This is a genomic window from Embleya hyalina (genome assembly GCF_003967355.1).
Taxonomy (GTDB): domain Bacteria; phylum Actinomycetota; class Actinomycetes; order Streptomycetales; family Streptomycetaceae; genus Embleya; species Embleya hyalina.
This window is the reverse complement of sequence record NZ_BIFH01000026.1, coordinates 204,038-223,442: the sequence shown is the minus strand read 5'-3', so window position 1 is coordinate 223,442 and position 19,405 is coordinate 204,038. Positions and strand designations below refer to the sequence as shown.

Sequence of the window (19,405 nt, the reverse complement as noted above, 5' to 3'; positions counted from 1 at the left end):
ATATCGTCATGAACCGGCTTTATTTGCCGCCGTGTTCGGGATGGCGAACAGAGAGAATCGGCGCGATCGGGCCGGTGGCCGGTGGCGTTCGCCACCGGCCCGTCGTGTCACCGGGATCGCCGGATCACCAGGTGTAGATCGGCTTCCCGTTGCGGTCCTTGGCCTCGGTGTAGACCTTCATGCACGCACTTTCGTCGGCACCGTTCAACGCGGCCGAATCCTTGGGGAGTTCGCCCGCCGGCGGCGGTGGCGGCGGGGTGGACGGAGGCGCCGAGGTCGGGTTGCCCTTGCCGCCCTTGAAGGTGGCCTCCGAACCCCAGTCGGTGCCGATCTGGACCGTGATGTGCGTCGCGTTCGACTGCGCGGACAGGGCGCTCGCCGGCAGGCCGAGCGAGTCCGCGACGGCCTGGGCCTGGTCCTTGGCGTCGGCCGGGTGGATCACCGTACTGGTCTGCCGCTTGAGCGGGGTCGAGTCCCGGACGGCCTTGGTGAAGCCCTGGGCGATCAGCCGGTCGGTGACCAGGCCCGGCAGGCTCGTCCTGGTCGTGCCGTTGACCACCGTGACCCGGACGGCGGCCTTGTCCAGGGGCGGGGCGGGCGGCGGCTCGGGCGTGGTCGGCGGGTTGGTCTCGGTGCCGGGCGGCGGGCCGTTCTTGTCGAAGGCCACGTCGGAACGCACCATCTTGAACAGGGTTTCCGCGGACGCGGCCGGGACCAGATGCTCGTTCGGCGCCTGCGGGTCCGGCACGTTCGGCATCGTCGTCATGGTGATCCGGTTGGTGTTCACCTTGTTCAGCGTGGTCGCGAGCGAGGTCAGCTTCGGGATGCCGTTGAGCCCGTCGTCCACGGTCAGCGCCTTGGTGGCCGCCTCGGCGACCTTGAACAGCTTGATCGGGTTGGTGATCGTGCTGTTGGACTTGAGCGTGCGCACCATCGAGTTGAGGTACATGTGCTGCGCGTGCGTGCGGCCCACGTCGCCGCCGTCCTCGAAGGCGTGCCGGGTACGCAGCCACTTCAGCGCGTCCTCGCCCTGGATGTTGTGCTTGCCGGCGGTCAACTTCAGGTGCGAGCCGATCTCGTGCCGCACACCGTCGCGGTACTCGATCTGCTCGTCCTGGATGTTGGACTGCACGCACACCTCGACCCCGCCGACCGCGTCGGCCATCGAGACCACGCCGGAGAAGGTCACCATCATGAAGTGGTCGATGTGGATCTTGGTGAGCAACTGCCAGGCCCCGACCACACAACCGGGCCCGCCGCGGCCCAGCGCCTCGTTGATCGTGGTGTTGATCGGGTTGAACTTCTGCTTGGTCTTCGGGTCGACGCAGGTCGGGACCTGGACCCGGGTGTCGCGCGGGATGCTGATCACCGACGCGTTGCTCCGGTCCGCGGACACGTGCAGCAACATCTGCACGTCCGCGCGCGGCGGTCCGCCGTCGCACGCGCCGCCGAGCTTGCAGTCGGTCGGGTTGTCGCGGCCGTCCGAGCCGAGCATCAGGATGTTCATCGGGGTGCGCCCGAACGCGTCGGGGCCCTCCTTGGGCACGTCCACATCGCTGATGTTGAGCTTGCTGTGCTTTATGTTGCCGTTCAGCTTCTGGTAGATCACGAAGCCGGTGATCCCGATCGCGACCAGCGCCAACGACAACACCATCGCGGTGATCTTGAGCTTGCGGAAGCGGCGCGGCTTGCCGTGGCCGGTGGGCTTGGCCTTGCGTCCGGAGCGGGCGCGGCCCCGGCCGTCGGCACGTCGGGGAGGCGGTACGCCCGCGCCGGTGTCGTCGGCTCCGGCCGCCTCGGGGCCGCCCTCGACCGCGGAATCGGTGGGCACGACCGGGTCGGGGGGCGCGGACTCGGGAGTACGCCGGCGGCGCCCGCCGTGCTCCGGAACGGAATTCAAAACAACCCCCGAGAATGCTGTCGTCGGACCGACGTCGCGTTGCGGCGGACTGGCTCGACACCGTATCGGGCGGCCGGAACGGACCGTACATGTACCGGTCGCGGATCATCGTGCCGGCGGCCTTCGGGAAGACGGACGGTCCCGGGCGCGGGACGGTTGCAGCGCGCATCGTCCAAGATGCCGGGGGTTCGGTCCGGGCGCCGGGCGCACGGGCCCGGCCGAACGAGGGACGGCGCCGCCCTCGGGGGGAGGGGGCGACGCCGTCGTATTCGGGTCGGTGAACGAGATCACCTCTCGGCGGGTGGCACACCGCGATTCCAGCCGAACGGTAACTCGCGGCGGCAATGATTGGGCCCGGGGACACCCGCTCACCGACTGCTCCGTACAACGAGCGAGCCGCCGGGGTCATTCCCGGCGATTTCGGCGCGTATTCGGCGGCGGTGTCGAAGCCCTATGCGACGGCGGGGTCGCGTCGGCCGCCGTCCGGTCCGGCCGGGCGGCGCTCCAGGCCGGCCAGCAGCAGGTCGAGGCCCGCCCGGAACTCGTCGGACGGTGAGCTCTCGGCCGCCGCGCCGGCGATCTCGATCAGGTACGGGAAGCGGTCGGCGGGCAGCGCCCGAGCCCGGTCCGTGATGGACCGCACGTCCTCGTCGGGTGCGATCGAGAGCGGGCCGGCGAGTTCGGCCTGGGCGAAGCCGGTGACGAAGCCGGTCACGGTGCGGAAGGCGTACAGCAGCTCGACACCGCGGCGACCGCTTCGGGCCAGGGCACGCAGCAGGGCCTCGCCGTGTACGAGGGTCGCCTCGTCGGTGATCCGGCGGGTGAGGATCAGCGGGATCACGTCCGGGTGGGCGCGTACGGCGCGCCAGTTCGCCTCGGCCAGCCGGCGGACCTCGCTCCGCCAGTCGTCCGCCTCGGCGCCGGGTTCGGTCGCGGGGAGCGCGTCCGCCAGGACGGCCTCGACGAGCAGCCCCTCCAGGCCCTCGCGCCCGTCCACGTAGTTGTAGATGGTCATCGCCCCGGTGCCGAGCGTCGCCGCGAGGCTGCGCATGGTCAGCGCGGCGAGGCCGTGCGCGTCGACCAGGGTCAGGGCCGCGGCGCGCAGTTGTTCGCGGCTGAACTTTCGGGGCGCGGGCATGGTGCTCCTCCTTGACGTACGTACGGCGTACGTGTTCGACTGAGGCTGTTCACGTACAGAGTACGTCAACGCGTCGCCGGTGTCTCCCGGCGTGCTTTTCCCTGTGGCAAGGAGTTTCGATGACGTATGTCGACCTGTTCGAACCCGCGGTGCGATCGGCCGAAGCCGGTGGCCGGATCGAGGTCGGGGAGCGCCGGCCGGCCGGGGGCGCGGTGGAGTGGCGGGTGGCCGTCCTCCGGGTGGAGATCGATGCCGACCCGCGCGCCGACGGGGTCGGGGTGCGGGGATGACCGGGGCGAGGGGTGGGACGACGACCGGGGTGACCGGGACGACCGGGACGATCGCGGCTTCGGTCGGCGCGGGCCGGGCGCTGCCGAGCACCCGGCTGTTGCTGCTGGTCGTGTTGACCGTGCAGTTCACCGTCGCGTTGGACATGTCGGTGGTCAATGTGGCGTTGCCGGACATCCGGGACGACCTCGGCTTCGGCGTCGACGGGCTGCCGTGGGTGGTCAACGCGTATGCGCTGAGTTTCGGCGGGTTGTTGATGCTGGGTGGGCGCGTCGGTGACCTGGTGGGTCGGCGGCGCACGCTGATCGGCGGCCTCGCCGTGTTCGGCCTGGCCGGGCTGGCGGGCGGCTTCGTCTCCTCGCCGGCGGCGCTGATCGCGGCCCGCGCGGTACAGGGGGTCGGGGCCGCGGCGCTGGCGCCGGTGGCGTTCGCGCTGATCACGGTGACCTTCCCGGCCGGGCCGGCCCGTTCCCGGGCGCTCGGCCTGTGGGGTGCGACGGCGGCGGCCGGGGGTGCGTGCGGGGTGCTGATCGGTGGGCTGCTGACCGAGTCGGTGGGGTGGCGGGCGGTGATGTTGATCAATGTGCCGATCGTGGCCTTCGCGCTGCTCGCCGCCCGGCGGCTGCCCGGCGACCGGCCCGCGCGGGGTGCCGGCGGCGGGCTCGATCCGGCGGGTGCGCTGCTGGTCACCGCCGGGGCGACCACGCTGGTCCTCGGTGTGGTGCGGGCCGAACGGCAGGGCTGGGGATCGATGGTCACGATCGGCACGCTCACCGCCGCGGTGGTCTTGCTCGTTGCCTTCGTCCTGGTCGAACTGCGGGTGGCCACACCGCTGTTGCGGATGGGACTGCTGAGCCGTCGGCCGGTGGTCGGCGCGAACCTGTTCATGATGTTGTTGTTCTCCGGGCAGTTCGCCGCGTTCTACTTCACCTCGCTGTATCTCCAGCAGGTGCTCGGCTACGGTCCGGCCGCCGCCGGGGTGGCGTTCCTGCCCTTCTCGCTCGGGGTGTTGATCGGCTCGGTGCTGGCCACCAAGGTGGTGGCCCGGGTCGGGCTCGGGCGGTTGCTCGCGCTGGGCGGGGTGCTGGTGGGGGTCGGCTTCGGGTGGTTCGGGCTGGCCTTCGACGCGGACGGTACGTTCCTGCGCTCGATCCTGGGGCCGTCGCTGGTCGCGAGCATCGGCGCGGGCCTGTGCTTCGTTCCGCTGGGTACCGCCGCCACCTCCGGCGTGGCCGCGCACGAGGCGGGCATGGCCGGCGGGTTGATCAACAGCTCGCGCCAGATCGGTGGTTCGATCGGCCTGGCCGCGCTGGTCACCCTGGCCGCGTCGGTGACCGGACCCGAAGAAGGGGCGTCGAAGCGCGAACTCGCCCACGGCTACGCGGTATCGCTCGGTGCGGCGGGTGGATTGTTGCTGGTCGCCGCGGTCGTCGCGGTGCTGCTGGTGCCGACGAAGTCGACGGTGACGTAGGGGAGTTCGCGCGTCGGGTGCGGTTGTCGCGGCGCGCCGTCCCGCCGCGTCGTGTGAAAAGACCCGTTGGTGGGTGTGCGGCACCGTCGGGCGCGGGCAGGATTGACGGCGTGTGGCAGGTCCCGTACCTGCCGGTGACCGGGGCGTCCGTGGGTCGAACGGCGGCGCGGGCGGGCGGAGTCGACTGCGAAGGGGGCGGCGATGGGTGTGTTCGGGCGGGTGTGTCGGCGGGTGGGGACGGTGGTGGTCGCGGCCGGGGTCGTGGTGCCGTTGGGGGTGGTGGTCGCCGCGCCGGCGAGTGCGGGGCCCACGGCCTGTACCTCGCGAACCGGGCCGTATCAGCGGCAGGTCGAGGCGGCGCTCGGACTGCCGGTGGACGGACGGGAGTCCGCGGCCGACTGCCGGGCCATCCGGACGTACCAGGCCGACAACGGCATTCGCCCGGCGGCCGGTTACGCCGGTCCGGTCACCTACGCGGCGCTGAAGCGGCGGGCCGCCGGCGGCGAGGGCGGGTGTCCGACCGATGTCGGGCGGATCGCGTGTGTGGACCTCGGCCGGCAGGTCAGTTGGATCCAGGACGGCGCGAAGCGGGTGTACGGGCCGGTGCAGATCCGTTCGGGGCGGGCCGACTTCGCCACCCGCACCGGGTTGCACAAGATCTACTACCGGGTGCCGAACCACTGGTCGACGCTCTACGACGTGGCGATGCCGTACAGCCAGTTCTTCGACGGCGGCATCGCCTTCCACGCGATCGACGGCTCGGTCACCTCGCCGCCCGGCTCGCACGGCTGCGTCAACATGCGGCCGGCCGACGCGAAGGCCTACTGGGACCTGCTGCACACCGGTGACGAGGTGTACGTGTACGGCCGCAAGTCCGGTACCTGATCGACGAGTCGTGCCTTCCCCGAGTGCGGGCGGGGAAGGCGGCGGCGGTCAGACCGCGCGCAGCGCGCCCGGGTGGCGGCCGGTGAGGTGGTCGAGCGCGGCGGAGGTGGGTTCGTCGCAGGGGAGGTAGACGACCAGCGTCTGGTCGACGTCGGCGAGGTCCAGGATCTCGCGTTCCAGGCGCAGTTCGCCCGCCTCCGGGTGGGCCAGTCGTTCCACGCCGACCCGGCGCGGCGGGGTGGCCGGCGCGGCCAGTCGGCGGCTGAACACGGTGCCGGCGGTGATCGCGAGGCCGTCCAGGAAGTCCTGGACGTAGGGATCGGCGAACGCGGCGGCCGTGCGCAGGATCGCGGCGTGTTCGTCGGCTATCCGCTCCCAGTCGGGGTAGGCCGTGCGGGCTCGGGGATCGGTGAACACGTAGCGCGCCAGGTTGGGTTGGTCCGGGTCGAGAATGCCGAGGGGGCGGGCCAGCCGCTCGTAGCCGTTGGTGAACGCCAGCACGTTGCCGAGCCGGTCGACCAGCAGCGCGGGGGCCGGTTCGAGCCGGTCGAGCAGCGCGCGTACGGTGGGCCGGATCGCGCGTGCGGGCGGTTCGACCGCCGCGTAGGAGAACGCGTTGCCGGTGGCGGCCCTGGCGAGCAGCCGCACGTGGACCCGCTCCTCCGAGGTCAACCGGAGCGCGTCGGCGAGCGCCGCGAGTACCTGGCCGGAGGGGCGTCGGTCGCGCCCCTGCTCCAACCGCGTCAGGTATTCCACGCTGACCCCCGCCAGGCCCGCCAACTCGGACCGCCGCAACCCCGGGTCACGGCGCCGGGGCCCGTCGGGCAGCCCGACTTCGGCGGGGGTGACCGCCGCGCGACGGTCACGGAGGAAGCCACCAAGCTCGTTCTCACTCACGGCCCGAAGTCTAAGGCGCGCCGACACGGGGGCGGTTGCCGCCGGTTGCCGGTGGCTCGCGCTGGTGGGGCGGGGGTGCGCGATGGGTTGCGTGGGGCGGGCCGCGAGGTGGGTGGCGGGTCTCGGGACGCCGGGGCGTGAGGTCGGGAGCGGTGGGCCGGCGTCGCGGGGTGAGCGGGGCGGGGTCGGGGCGTCGGGGTCGTGAGTGGGGTGCCGGGGGCGTGAGTTCGGGGGCGGTGTGCCGGCGGGCGTCGCGTCTCGATCGGTTGCGGTCCCGGTGCGGGGGCCGGTTGGGGTCGGTGATGAGGCGCCGTCGGTGTGTGGGGCTTCGAGGCCGGGGCTTTCCGGCGGGGGGTGGGTGTGTTGCTCGGCGAGAAGCGGGGGCGATGGCCGGCGGGGAAGGGGGTCGGTCGAGTCCGCGGGGGCTTTCCCGAGTGGGTCGGGCTTTCCGGCGAGGGGCGTGTCTCGACCGGTTGTGGTGCCGGGGGCCGGTTGGGGTCGGTGGTGGGTTGCCGTTGGTGTGTGGGGCTTCGAGGCTGGGGCTTTCCTGCGGGGTGGGTGTGTTGCTTGGCGAGAAGTGGGGGGGCGATGGCGGGCGGGAGGGGGGGGTTGGTCGCGTCTGCGGGGCTTTCCCGAGGGGGCGGGCGTTTTCGGCGAGGGGCTTGTCTTGGTTGGTTGTGGTGCCGGTGTGGGGTTGCGGTGAGTTGGTCGGGGCGTGGAGTCGTGGGTGGGGGTGTGGGTGGCCTCGGTGGGGGTGGTTTGGGCGGTGCCGGGACCGGTGGGCGGTGTTGTCGCCGGCCCCTCGTGGGGGGCTTTCCGGGGGGCTGTGACGTCATGTGGCGTCAAGGTGTGCTGATGTCGAGCTTGCCATGACGTCACTGTGGCGTCATGATGACGTCATGGACCTCACGCCGTATGTCGACAAGCTCTGCCGTGAACTGGCGGTTGCCGCCGAGGCGAACGGCGCGGAGGCACGGGCGCTTGCCGAGCGGTTGATCGGGCCGCTCGAATCGGCGACCAGGCTCGCGCTGCTGAGCGCGCTGTCCGCCGCCGCCGACGAGATCAGCCGCGACCTCGCGCCGGGGTCGGTCGACATGCGATTGCGCGGGCTCGACCCGGACTTCGTGGTGTCGCCGGCGGTCGCCCGCTCGTTCGAGGAGGCCGGCGGCGGTGCCTTCGACGACGAGCCGGACGAGCGACCCGGGCCGCCGCCCGCCGCGTCCGCGCCGGAGCCCGAGGAGGGCGGCACGGCACGGATCACGCTGCGGCTCGCCGAGCACATCAAGCCTCGGATCGAGCAGGCCGCCGGTCGGGCGGGTCTGTCCGTCAACGCCTGGCTGGTTCGTACGGTGACCGCCGCGCTCGACCCCGCCGAGGAGCGCGGGCGCGAACGGCGCGGCACCTCGCGCAGCAGGCAGCGGTACACCGGCTGGGTGCGGTGACCCGATGCCCGGCCGGCGAACCCGCACCGGCACGCGGCACCCGACGGCGGACACGATCGGGCCGCGGCCGGACGCCGGCGCGACTGCCGCGAGACACGCGCCCGATCGGCCCGCGCCGCACGCGTGCCCCGCGGGCGGCGGGTGCGTGCACGACGGAGTACGCCCGGTACGACCTTCAACTCCCAGGACGGGATGTCATGCCTGCTTTCGATACCCCCAAGCCGATCTTCGCCACCGTCGATCTGGTCGTCGGCAGCCTTCGGATCAGCGCGAGCGACCGCGTCGACACGGTCGTCGAGGTACGCCCCACCGACCCGTCGCACACCGCGTCCGTACAGGCCGCCGAGCAGACGTCGGTCACCTGTACCTCGGGGCGACTGTCGGTGCGCGTGCCGAGGAACAAGAGCCGTTCGTTCTTCGGACGCAGTGCCTCGGTGGACGTGACGATCGAGTTGCCCACCGGCTCCCGGATCGAGGGCCAGGCCGCCGCGGCGGACATCCACGTCGAGGGGCGGGTCGGCGAGACCCGGCTCTCGGTCGCCTCGGGCGACATCCGACTGGATCGCACCGGCGCGCTGCGGCTGAACTCCACCGCCGGTGACGTCTCCGTGGCGCACTCGGTGGGCCACACCGACATCAGCGCGGCGGCGGGCGAGATCCGGGTCGGCAAGATCGACGGCACGGCGGTGGTCCGCAACACCGCCGGCGGCATCTCGCTCGGCGCGGTCAGCGGCGACCTGCGCCTGAACAGCACGCTCGGCGACATCACCGTGGACCGGGCGCTGACCACCGTCGGCGCCAAGACCGTGTCCGGCAGCGTGCGGATCGGTGAGGTGGTGCACGGCGCGATCCGGCTGGAGACCGCGTCCGGCGAACTGGAGGTGGGGATCCGCGAGGGTACCGCCGCCTGGCTCGACCTGAACTCGATGGCCGGCAAGGTGCATACCTCGTTGGCCTCGGTCGACGGCCCGGCGCCGACCGACGACACGGTCGACGTGCGTGCCCGCACGCTGTCGGGCGACATCGTGATCCGTCGGTCCTGACGTCCGAAGCACGCAGCGGAGAGGACAGCTCATGTGGGCCGCACCCGAAGTGTCCGGCGGCGTCTGGCCGTTACCGCATCCGGTGCCGATGCCCCTGCTGTGCGCGGTACTGATCCTCGCGGCCCTCGCGCCGTTGGAACGGTGGCGCCGGCAGCGGGAGATCGCGCGGCGTCGCGCCGATCGACTCGCCGGTCGGGAGGTCGCGCCGGTCGCCGCCCGCGCCGTGCCATGTGGCGCCATGCGGTCGGCCGCGCCATCCGGTACTCGATCTGCGACACGCGTAATCGGGCAAATGTCGGAATCATCGACAATTCCGACGGAATATGGGGGCGAATCGCGGCGACCGGCCGCTTCGAACCCGCAGGGAGAACCCATGCCCGTGACCGCCGACCTCGACAAGCTGCTCGACAAGGCCTACGAGAACAAGACGCTCAGCGAGGTCCTGGCCGCGCCGGTCGCCGGACTGGCCGGGATCACCGACGCGCACGCCGAGCACCTGGCGTCGCTGAAGATCACCACCATCGGCGACCTGGGCCGCAACAAGTACTTCCGCTGGGCCGCGTCGCTCGCCGACCTCCAGGACAGCGGCGCCAAGTAGCCGTTGGGCGAGGTTGCCCGGACCGGGGGGTCAACCGGTCGGGTCGGTTTCCAGGGCCAGGAGCAGGTCCACCCGGTCTCGGGCGGAGAACAGGTCACGGCCCGTCAGATCCCGTACCCGGCCCATGCGTTGGTGCAGTGCGCTGACGTGTACGCCGAGCGTTCCGGCGCAGCGCTGCCAGGCGCCGTTGGCGGCCAGGAACGCGGCCAGGGTGTCGATCAGGTCGGTGCCGTGTTCGGCGTCGTACGCCCGCAGCCCGCCCAGCACCCGCTCCGCGAACGCGGCGCGGACGGGCGGGGGGACCGCGGTGAGCAGGGCCGGGTATGCGTCGATCTCGGGGCCTTCGGCCACGGTGAGCCGGCCGGGGCGCGTCCATGCGAGGTCCCGCGCGCCCCTGGCCTCGGCCAATGCCGTCCCCCACGTGGGTGACGTCCCGGCGATGCCGATCGCCAGCCGCTCGGGCCCGAGGAGCGGCTCCCACCAGTCGGCCGCCCGCTCCAGCGCGCGAGCGACGCGCGTCGCGCCGCCGGGCCCGGTTCCGGCCGAGGCGAACACGACCACCTCGGCCTTGCCGACGGCCACCACCCACCGCGCCGTCGGCTCCTCGTCCAGCGCGTGCTCGATCAGGTCGGTGACCAGGCGTCCGGTCGCCGCGTCGGCGCCGTGGCCGGCGGCGGAGCAGACGATCGGCGCCGCGTCGGGTGGGAGGCCGGCCGCAGCCAGGCGGGCCCGAATCGTGTCCGGGGCCGCATTTGACTCGACGAGGTCGACCAACTCCCACGCGTAGGACCGTTCCACGGCCGCCCGCTCGGCGCGCCGCGCGTCGCCGAGCACGAACAGGTCGGCCACACGCGCCAGCGCCTCGTCGGTACGGCGATCCCCACCGCAGACCAGATACCCGACCAGGCCGGCCCCCCGCCCCACGGCGAAGACCGTGTCCCCGCCCACCAGAACCGGCAACCGGCCACCGGTCCGGGCCATGACCCGGGCCACCTCACCGCGGCCGGGGCCGGGGCCGCCGGAGCAACGGCCGCCCGGCGGACCCTCGCCGAGCGCCGCCGCCTCCGGCCGGGCAACCACGCCGAAGCGATTCGCCACGTGCGCCCCGGGCGCCGTACCGGCCCCGGGCGCCGCACCAGCCCCCAGCGCCGCACCGGCCCCGACCGCTCCGCCGGCCCCCACGACTTCGCGCGAACCCGTCGTTTCACGCGGCCCGGCCGAGGTACGCGGCCCCGCGCCGCCCAGCCGTGCCACGATCCCGTCCGCCCCGGCCGACGCTCCTCGCGGCGGACGCGCCGACGGCGTCACCCTGGCGGGCCCACCCGGCCCCGGCTCCTCGCTCGACCGAGAGGGCCGCTCCGCCCCGACCCCCCTACCCGCCGCCGCCCCGTCCGCTTCGCCTCGCGCCGCTCTCCCGCCCGGCCCCGCCGCCCCGTCCGCTTCGGCCGGCCCGCCCCGCTCCGCCGTCGTGCCCTCCGGCGTAGGTGTCGCCGATGCCAAGAGGCGGCCCGCCGGGGTGATCACGTGGCAGTGGGTGTCGAGTTCGGTGGCCAGGAGGGTGAGGAGGGCTCGGGTGTCGGCGCCGTTGGTCAGGGCCGTGAGCAGGCGGGTCTGGCGGCTGGGGGAGCGTTCGGCGGTGGGGTCGGCCTCCCGGGCCATGCGGTGGGCGACCACCTCGGCGACGCGGACCGCCGGGATCGAGTGCGGCGCCAGGAACAGCGGCAGGCCGGCCCGAACACAGGCCTCGACCAGGGGATATGGCACGTCGTCGGGACCGGGCTCGGCCACCGGCGCCCGGGGCGAGAGCACCAGGGCCGCCGCGCCGTTCGTGGTGAGGGCGCGTACGAGGCGGGCGGACTCCGCGGGGGATGCGGGCACTTCGCCGGCCACCACGAGTTCGCCGCCGGCCAGACCCCGCCCCGGGGCGGTGGGATCGTACGCCGACACGCGCCGCACCTCGCGGCCGAGCCGCCCCGTACCCGCCAGCAGGGCCAGTCGCAGCTCGGGCATGCCCAACAAATCGTCGACCCGCACCGCCGTGCCCCCAAGCCCGTCGTCCATATCGTTCGAATGATCGTATGAACACGCGGCGCTCCGGATGGGGACCTTCCACCCTTCGGCCGGATCCGGCCGATGCCGACGGCCGCCTCGGCCGTGTCGGCAGGCGGTTCCCGGGCCGATCGTGGCCGTGTCGTCCGAGGTCGTTCGGCGTGTCGTCGACGGCTTCGCCCACGCCCGGCGATGGCCGAATCACGCCCCCGGAGCGCGCCGGCCCCGCCCCCGATCACACCGGCACGGCCAAGCGATACCCCCGCTTCGTCACCGTCTTGACCAGCCCCTTGTGCGGCCCCAGGGCGCTCCGCAGCCGGGCCACCGCGGCCTCGACCGCGTGTTCGTCCGCGCTCGCGCCCTGCCAGACGCGGCGCAGCAGCTCGGCGCGGCTGAGCACCCATCCCGGCTTTTCCGCCAGCGCGCGCAACACCGCGGCCGGGACCGGCGACAGCGCGATCACCCCACCCCGGACCAGCACCGCGTTGCCCTGCAGCACCAGCCGATCCGTCCCGGTGTCCAGTTCGCGCCGCACCCGGGCCGGCAGTGTCTCGGTGACCGTGCGCACCATCGACCCCAGCCGCCCGCGCTCCGGCCACAACGCCGGCACACCCTCCTCCGACAGCGGCTTCGCGCAGATCGCGCCGATGCACACCGGCAACACGTCGGCGCGCAGCGCGTCCAGCACCTGCTCGCGCCGACCCGCCTCGCCCGCCGCGGCCAGGAACGCGTCGATCGCCGGCGCGCTGGTGAACGTCATCGCGTGCACCTCGCCCCGGACCACCTGCTCGACCAGGCGACGCACGGCCGCCGGATCCTCCGGCGGCCCCCACCGGTACACCGGCAACTCGATCACCTCGGCGCCACGCTCGCGCAGCGCCGTCGCGAAGCCGTCCAGTGGCGCGCCGTGTTCCTGGACCGCGATCCGCCGGCCGCGCAGATCGCGCGCCAACAACCAGTGCAGCAGCTCGTCGTTGGCCTCCGAACCCGGTGAGTACATCTCCCGCAATCCGGACGCGCGCACCGCGCCGGTGGCCTTGGGCCCACGGCTGATCACCGTCGCCGCCGCGCACACCCGCCGCACCTCGCCGGAACGCCCCCACCCCTCCGCCGCGTTCATCCACCCGCGCCAACCGACCCCGGTGGTGGCCACCACGTAGTCCAGCGGCTCGACCAGGCAGCGCTCGGTCGCCCGCCGCAGCTCCCGGTCCTCCCGCAGCGGCACGATGCTCATCGTCGGCGTGCCCACGACCTTCGCGCCCCGGCGCTCCAGAAGCGCGACGAGTTCGTCGCGCCGCCGGGCCGCCGTGACCGCGACCGTGAGCCCGACGAGGGGTTCGGCCGCACCTGTACGAGTAACCATGTCGTGAGATTGACGGACCGGTGTTACGGACGTATTGCCGGGCGATCACCCGGGGGTAAGGGCTCGCGCCCGAAACGCACCCGATCGTGTCGCGGTTCTCACCGTCGCCGCCGCCCCGGGTGAGCCGGCCGTACCGCTCGCGCAACATCGGGGACCAGGACCCGTAACAGCGGCTCGGGACGCTTCGGTGAGCAGCAGTCACCCGCCCCGCCCCCGCCCCGAAGGAGTCCATCCGTGACCGACGCCCAACAGACGCACGTGGTCCTGGTCGGCCACGGCATGGTCGGTCAGCGCTTTCTCGAAGCGCTGACCGAGGCCGAGCCCCGACCGCCGGGGCTGCGCATCACGGTGTTGGCCGAGGAGCCCCGGCGCGCCTACGACCGGGTGCACCTGACCTCGTGGTTCTCGGGTACCACGGCCGAGGAGTTGTCCCTGTGCGGCGACGGGTTCGCCGCCGAGCACGGGATCGACATCCGGCTCGGCGACCCGGTCGAGACGATCGACCGCGCCGCCCGCACCGTGACCACCGGGGCCGGCCACACCGTCGGCTACGACACGCTCGTCCTGGCCACCGGCTCCTACCCGTTCGTACCGCCCGTGCCCGGACACGACACCCCCGGCTGCTTCGTCTACCGCACGATCGAGGACCTGGAGGCGATCAAGGCCGCCGCCGACCGGGCCCGGATCGGCGTGGTGGTCGGCGGCGGGTTGCTCGGCCTGGAGGCCGCCGGGGCGCTGACCGCGATGGGCCTGGACACGCACGTGGTCGAGTTCGCGCCACGCCTGATGGCGTTGCAGATCGACGACGGCGGCGGCCGGGTGCTGCGCCGCAAGATCCAGGACCTGGGCGTGACGGTACACACCGGCGCCGGCACCCGGGCGATCGTGGACCGGGCCGGCCGGGTCGCCGGCATGGTGCTGTCCGACGGCACCGAACTGGCCGCCGACCTGGTGGTCTTCTCCGCCGGGGTACGCCCCCGCGACCAACTCGCCCGCGCGGCCGGACTGGCGGTCGGCGAACGCGGCGGGATCGTGGTGGACGAGTACTGCCGCACCGCCGACCCGCACGTGCTGGCCATCGGGGAATGCGCGCTGGCCGTCGACGGGCGGGTGTACGGCCTGGTCGCGCCCGGCTACGCGATGGCCGAGGTGGCCGCCCGGCAACTCGTCGCCGGCCCGCCCGACCCGGACCGCACCTTCACCGGCGCCGACCTGTCCACCAGCCTCAAACTGCTCGGCGTGGACGTGGCCGGCTTCGGCGACGCGCACGGGGTCGCCGAGGACTGCGTGGAGGTGCTGTACTCGAACCCGCAGGCGGGCGTCTACAAGAAGCTGGTGATCGGCGCCGACGGCCGGCTGCTCGGCGGCGTCCTGGTCGGCGACGCCGACGCGTACGCCCAGTTGCGCCCGCTCACCGGCGGCCCGCTACCCGTCCCGCCCGAACAGCTGGTGCTGCCGACCGCGGCCGGCCCGCGCGTGCGACTCGCGCTGCCCGACACGGCCGTGGTCTGTTCCTGCCACGGCGTCGCCAAGGGCACCATCCGGGCCGCGGTCACCGAGCACGACGTGGTCGACGTACCCGGCGTCAAACGCCGCACCAAGGCCGGTACCGGCTGCGGCGGTTGTGTGAAGCTGATCGGCGGCATCGTCACCGAGGAACTGGCCGCGGCGGGCATCGAGACCCGGCGCGGGTTGTGCGAGCACTTCGCCCGCTACACCCGGGCCGAACTGTACGAGATCGTCCGGGTCAAGGGGATCGGCGGCTTCGCCCGGCTGATCGACGAACACGGCAGCGCCGAAGGGCCCGACGCGGACGGCTGCGAGGTCTGCAAGCCCGCCGTCGGCTCGATCCTGGCGAGCCTGTCCGGCGGGCACATCCTGGACGGCGAACAGGCCGCGCTCCAGGACACCAACGACCACTTCCTGGCCAACCTCCAGCGCAACGGCTCCTACTCGGTGGTGCCGCGCATCCCCGGCGGCGAGGTCACCCCCGAAGGGCTGATCACCATCGGCGAGATCGCCCGGGACTTCGGCCTCTACACCAAGATCACCGGCGGCCAGCGGATCGACATGTTCGGCGCCACCGTCGACCAGCTCCCGAGCATCTGGCAGCGCCTGGTGGCGGCCGGATTCGAGTCGGGCCACGCCTACGGCAAGGCGCTGCGCACGGTGAAGTCGTGTGTCGGGCAGACCTGGTGCCGCTACGGCGTGCAGGACTCGGTGGCGCTCGCGATCGAGTTGGAACTGCGCTACCGGGGGCTGCGCTCGCCGCACAAGCTCAAGTCCGCGGTGAGCGGCTGCACCCGCGAGTGCGCGGAGGCGCAGAGCAAGGACTTCGGGGTGATCGCCACCGCCGAGGGCTGGAACCTGTACGTCGGCGGCAACGGCGGCACCACCCCGCGCCACGCCGAACTGCTCGCGAGCGACCTCGACCACGACACGCTGATCCGCACCATCGACCGTTTCCTGATGTTCTACATCCGCACCGCCGACCGCCTGGAGCGCACCGCCTCGTGGCTGACCCGGATCGAGGGCGGCCTCGACCACGTCCGCGCGGTGGTCATGGACGACGCGCTGGGGATCTGCGCCGACCTCGACGAGTTGATGGGCCGGCACGTGGAGACCTACGAGGACGAATGGGCCGCGACCCTGGCCGACCCGGAACGGGTGCGCCGCTTCGTGTCGTTCGCCAACGCGCCGGGCGTGCCGGACCCGACCGTGCGGTTCACGCCGGAGCGCGAGCAGATCAAGCCGGTGTTGTTCGAGAGGTTGGAGGTGCGTGGGCGATGAGCGGACCAGGGAACGGGTGGTGCGCGGCCGAGCGGGAGCGGATCGACTCCGCGGTGTTCGAGGAATCGGAGGTGTGCGGGTGATGGGTGCGACCGGGACCACCGTCGAGACGACGGTCGAGATCGCCACCGGGACCGGGTGGGTCACGATCTGCCCGTACGACCGGCTGACCCCGGGGCGTGGCGTGGCGGCGCTGATCGAGGGCGAGCAGGTGGCCGTCTTCCGCACGCGTGCGGGCGAGTTGTACGCGCTGGGCAACCGCGATCCGTTCAGCGGCGCCTACGTCATGTCGCGCGGCATCGTGGGTCGGCGCGGCGAGGTGCCGATCGTCACGTCGCCGATGTACCAGCAGGCCTTCGACCTGCGCACGGGCGAGTGCCTGGACGAGCCGACCACGCCGGACGGGACGCCGGCGGCCCTGCCGACCTGGCGGGTGCGGGTCCGTTCCTGAAACCGCCGCCGGGCGCGGGCGCAGCGTCGCGCCCTCGCCCGGCGGCCCCGTGTCACGAGGCGTCGGCGGGCGCGATGTTGTGGTTGCCGGTGAAGAGGTTGCCCGGGTCGTGCGCCGCCTTGAGCTCGCGCAGCCGCGTCCAGCTCCGCGGGTCGTACATCGACGCGACCCGGTCCGGATCGGAGGGGACGCCGTCGCCGTAGACGAAGTTGAGGTTGCGCCCGACGGACAGCGGGTCGAGGACGGCGTGCACGTCGGCCAGCAACGCGCGCGCGGCGTCCGGTCCCGGGCCCTCGACCATCGCCACCACGCGCACGATGTAGCCCGCGTCGCGACCGCCGACGGCGTTGGGCACCGAGGGCTGCCGGGACAGCGCGCCGCCGAGGTGGCGCACCTCGTGCACGACCATCATCGGCGCTTCGGGACCGGTCAGTTCGTACACCTTGCCCACCACGGCGGCGTCCAGGTCGCGCACCAGGACGTTGTCGCCGAGGTAGGCGTGCGGGTAGGTCGGGTCGGCGTGGATCGTGTGCGACTCGGCGTACGGCAGGTCGGCCAGGTTGTCCACCAGGCGCGGGCCGATCGCCCGCAGCGGGGCCACCAGGCGCTCCCCGTCGGCGGCGTCGCCGCTGTACACGATCTTGATCGCCGCGGTGTGCCGACCCCGCAGCGGCGGCGGCACGTGCTCGATGTCGGGCAGGCCGATGAACAGGATCGAGGAGGTCACCTCCTCCGGGACGGTCTCGGTCCAGGCCAGATACGCCGCGGTCGCCGCCTCGACCAGGTCGGCGTCGAAGATCAGCGAGCCGCCGTACACCCGCGCCACCGGCACCAGGTCCACCTCGATCGAGGTGACGATGCCGAAGTTGTCCCGTCCGCCGCGCAGCGCCCAGAACAGGTCCGGGTCGCTTTCGGCGGTGACGTGGCGCAGCGTGGCGTCGGCGGTGACGACGTCGATGGCGCGTACGTGGTCGGCCGCGTAGCCGTACTCGCGGGCGAGCAGGCTCAGGCCGCCGCCGAGGGTGTAGGCGACGACGCCCACGTGCGGCGCCGAGCCGTTGAGCGGGGCCAGGCCGTGCGGGGTGCTCGCGGCGACCACGGCCGCCCAGCGTGCCCCGGCCTGGGCCCGGGCGCTCCGGGCGGCCGGGTCGACGTGTACCTCGGCCATCCGGCGGGTGGAGATCAGCAGGCCCCCGGGCGCGGCGTCGGCGGGCGCGTGTCCGGTGGCCTGGACCGACACGCGCAGCGCGTGCGTGCGGGCGAACTCGACGGCGAGCCGCACGTCCTCGGCGGAGGCGGCGGCCACGATCAGGGCCGGTCGCTGTCGAAAGGCCGTCTGGAATCCGGTGCGTTCGGTGTCGTAGCCGGGATCGTCGGGGGTGAGCGCGGCGCCGGTCAGGCGCGTGTTCAGGGCCTTGACCGCGACGGCGAACTCCGGGTCGTGCTCGGGGGCGGGGGAGGGGGCGTTGGTCGCGGGCACGGGTGACTCCTGATCTCGGGCGGCCGATGCGCGTCCCACTCTCTCCCGAAACCGGCCGGGCGGCCGTCAAGTAGTCGGGTGAGTGTCAGGTAGGCGGGCGAAGGCCGCGGGTGCCGGCCGATCCGCGACGGTCGCCCGAGGGATTCTCACAGCCGGGGATCGGGGTGTTGAGCGAGATGTAGCGTCGTCGAGGCGCAGGGCGCGTCGTGCGGAAACCTGGGGTTTCTACCGTCACCCGACATCGGTTCCCATGCCCTTCCGGACAGGTAGGTTCCCGTGACGACAACGACGACAACCGTGAGCGCACCGGCCCGGAGCGATCGGCCGCTCGACGACTGGCGGCCCGAGGACGAGGCGTTCTGGGATCGGGCGGGCGCTCGCATCGCCCGGCGCAACCTGGTGTTCTCGGTACTGTCGGAGCACATCGGCTTCTCCGTATGGAGTCTGTGGTCGGTCATCGTGCTCTTCCTCGGGCCCGAGTACGGGTTCGACCCCGCGCAGAAGTTCACGCTGACCGCCGTACCGACGCTCGTCGGCGCGGCGATGCGCATTCCCTATACCTTCGCGGTCGCTCGCTTCGGCGGCCGGAACTGGACCGTGGTGAGCGCGCTGCTGTTGCTGGCACCGACGATCTCGATCGCGATCGTGCTGGAGCCCGGTGTCTCGTATCGCACGCTGCTCCTGGTCGCGGCGGTGGCCGGCGTCGGGGGCGGCAACTTCGCCTCGTCGATGGCCAATATCAACGCGTTCTACCCGCAGCGGTTGAAGGGGTGGGCGCTGGGGGTCAACGCCGGTGGCGGCAATCTCGGGGTGCCCGCCGTGCAACTGGTCGGACTGGCCGTGCTGGCGACGGCCGGCGCCGAGCATCCTCGGCTGCTGCTCGCGGTGTACATCCCGCTGATCGTGGTCGCCGCGGTGCTCTCCGCGCGGTACATGGACAACCTCCCGTCGTTGCGCAACGACAAGGGCGCGATGCGGGAGGTGACGCGGGATCCGCACACGTGGGTGATGTCGCTGCTGTATATCGGCACGTTCGGGTCGTTCATCGGATTCGGCTTCGCCTTCGGGCAGGTATTGCAGGTGCAGTTTCACGCCGAGTTCGCGACACCGGTCAAGGCCGCCTATCTGACCTTTCTCGGACCGCTGCTCGGGTCGCTGGTGCGGCCGGTCGGCGGATTGCTCGCCGACCGGTGGGGCGGGGCGCTGGTGACGTTCTGGAATTTCGTCGCGATGGCCGGCGCCGCGTTCGCGGTCTACGTCGCCTCGCGGCAGGAATCGCTCGGTCTGTTCCTGACCGGCTTCGTGCTGCTGTTCGTGTTCAGCGGTCTGGGCAACGGCTCGGCGTACAAGATGATCCCCGCGATATTCGCGGTCAGGCTCGGCTCGGAACCGGCCGCGCGGCGGGCTTCGGGTGCGTTGATGGGTATCGCGGGGGCGGTCGGCGCGTTGGGCGGGGTTCTGGTCAACGTCGCGTTTCGCGAGTCGTTTCTGAATTCCGGGCGCGGGGACGCCGCCTATCTGGCCTTCCTGGGTTACTACGCGTTTTGTCTGGTGCTCACGTGGGCGGTGTATCTGCGGCCGGCGCGGGGTCGGTCCGCCCGGATCTGAGC

General features: G+C 72.7%; 15 protein-coding genes. 9 read left to right on the top strand and 6 right to left on the bottom strand.

The window, feature by feature from the left end:
• Nucleotides 1-124: 124 nt before the first annotated feature.
• On the bottom strand, nucleotides 125-1,831 hold the full coding sequence (locus EMA17_RS28745; RefSeq protein WP_126640042.1) for an LCP family protein: 1,707 nt from the start codon (nucleotides 1,829-1,831) through the stop codon (nucleotides 125-127).
• Between the two features lie 520 nt (nucleotides 1,832-2,351).
• Nucleotides 2,352-3,038: a TetR/AcrR family transcriptional regulator gene (locus EMA17_RS28740; RefSeq protein ID WP_126640041.1), complete on the bottom strand. Its 687-nt coding sequence runs from the start codon at nucleotides 3,036-3,038 to the stop codon at nucleotides 2,352-2,354.
• Nucleotides 3,039-3,157: 119 nt separating this feature from the next.
• Between EMA17_RS28740 and EMA17_RS51995 the strand changes: the two genes are divergently transcribed.
• The 3 genes from EMA17_RS51995 to EMA17_RS28730 all read left to right on the top strand — a co-directional run bounded on the left by EMA17_RS51995 (nucleotide 3,158) and on the right by EMA17_RS28730 (nucleotide 5,682).
• On the top strand, nucleotides 3,158-3,328 hold the full coding sequence (locus EMA17_RS51995; RefSeq protein ID WP_160161594.1) for a hypothetical protein: 171 nt from the start codon (nucleotides 3,158-3,160) through the stop codon (nucleotides 3,326-3,328).
• Entirely contained in the window at nucleotides 3,325-4,797 is a 1,473-nt protein-coding gene (locus EMA17_RS28735; protein WP_126640040.1) for an MFS transporter, read from the top strand. Before EMA17_RS51995 ends, EMA17_RS28735 begins: the two co-directional genes overlap by 4 nt.
• Nucleotides 4,798-4,998: 201 nt before the next feature.
• Nucleotides 4,999-5,682 carry a L,D-transpeptidase family protein gene (locus EMA17_RS28730; RefSeq protein ID WP_126640039.1) on the top strand — a complete coding sequence of 228 codons (684 nt, stop codon included), beginning with the start codon at nucleotides 4,999-5,001 and terminating at the stop codon, nucleotides 5,680-5,682.
• Nucleotides 5,683-5,730: 48 nt separating this feature from the next.
• On the opposite strand, the gene EMA17_RS28725 is transcribed toward EMA17_RS28730, so the two are convergent.
• Nucleotides 5,731-6,579, bottom strand: a complete 849-nt coding sequence (locus EMA17_RS28725; RefSeq protein ID WP_126640038.1) for a helix-turn-helix domain-containing protein — start codon at nucleotides 6,577-6,579, stop codon at nucleotides 5,731-5,733.
• Nucleotides 6,580-7,478: 899 nt separating this feature from the next.
• Between EMA17_RS28725 and EMA17_RS28720 the strand changes: the two genes are divergently transcribed.
• From EMA17_RS28720 to EMA17_RS28710, 3 genes are all read left to right on the top strand, one after another.
• On the top strand, nucleotides 7,479-8,021 hold the full coding sequence (locus tag EMA17_RS28720) for a hypothetical protein (protein ID WP_126640037.1): 543 nt from the start codon (nucleotides 7,479-7,481) through the stop codon (nucleotides 8,019-8,021).
• Nucleotides 8,022-8,218: 197 nt separating this feature from the next.
• Nucleotides 8,219-9,064: a DUF4097 family beta strand repeat-containing protein gene (locus EMA17_RS28715; RefSeq protein WP_126640036.1), complete on the top strand. Its 846-nt coding sequence runs from the start codon at nucleotides 8,219-8,221 to the stop codon at nucleotides 9,062-9,064.
• Between the two features lie 373 nt (nucleotides 9,065-9,437).
• The gene (locus tag EMA17_RS28710) at nucleotides 9,438-9,662 is read left to right on the top strand and encodes a hypothetical protein (RefSeq protein ID WP_078974137.1); all 225 of its coding nucleotides are present in this window, start codon (nucleotides 9,438-9,440) and stop codon (nucleotides 9,660-9,662) included.
• A 30-nt stretch (nucleotides 9,663-9,692) separates the two neighbouring features.
• On the opposite strand, the gene EMA17_RS28705 is transcribed toward EMA17_RS28710, so the two are convergent.
• Together EMA17_RS28705 and EMA17_RS28700 are read right to left on the bottom strand one after the other, a co-directional pair.
• Nucleotides 9,693-11,672, bottom strand: a complete 1,980-nt coding sequence (locus tag EMA17_RS28705) for a helix-turn-helix domain-containing protein (protein ID WP_160161593.1) — start codon at nucleotides 11,670-11,672, stop codon at nucleotides 9,693-9,695.
• 274 nt (nucleotides 11,673-11,946) lie between these two features.
• The gene (locus EMA17_RS28700; protein ID WP_126640034.1) at nucleotides 11,947-13,074 is read right to left on the bottom strand and encodes a uroporphyrinogen-III synthase; all 1,128 of its coding nucleotides are present in this window, start codon (nucleotides 13,072-13,074) and stop codon (nucleotides 11,947-11,949) included.
• A gap of 234 nt (nucleotides 13,075-13,308) precedes the next feature.
• Between EMA17_RS28700 and nirB the strand changes: the two genes are divergently transcribed.
• Both nirB and nirD read left to right on the top strand, forming a co-directional pair.
• Complete coding sequence (nirB, locus tag EMA17_RS28695) at nucleotides 13,309-15,864, top strand: nitrite reductase large subunit NirB (RefSeq protein ID WP_281290545.1); 2,556 nt, start codon at nucleotides 13,309-13,311, stop codon at nucleotides 15,862-15,864.
• 82 nt (nucleotides 15,865-15,946) lie between these two features.
• The gene (nirD, locus tag EMA17_RS28690; RefSeq protein ID WP_126640033.1) at nucleotides 15,947-16,315 is read left to right on the top strand and encodes a nitrite reductase small subunit NirD; all 369 of its coding nucleotides are present in this window, start codon (nucleotides 15,947-15,949) and stop codon (nucleotides 16,313-16,315) included.
• A gap of 52 nt (nucleotides 16,316-16,367) precedes the next feature.
• Here nirD and EMA17_RS28685 read toward each other — a convergent pair whose 3' ends face one another.
• A complete protein-coding gene (locus tag EMA17_RS28685) occupies nucleotides 16,368-17,795 on the bottom strand; it encodes an FAD-binding oxidoreductase (protein ID WP_126640032.1) in 1,428 nt (475 codons plus the stop codon).
• A 297-nt stretch (nucleotides 17,796-18,092) separates the two neighbouring features.
• Here EMA17_RS28685 and EMA17_RS28680 point away from each other — a divergent pair, with 297 nt between their 5' ends.
• Nucleotides 18,093-19,403: a nitrate/nitrite transporter gene (locus EMA17_RS28680; protein WP_246126958.1), complete on the top strand. Its 1,311-nt coding sequence runs from the start codon at nucleotides 18,093-18,095 to the stop codon at nucleotides 19,401-19,403.
• Nucleotides 19,404-19,405 lie beyond the last annotated feature (2 nt).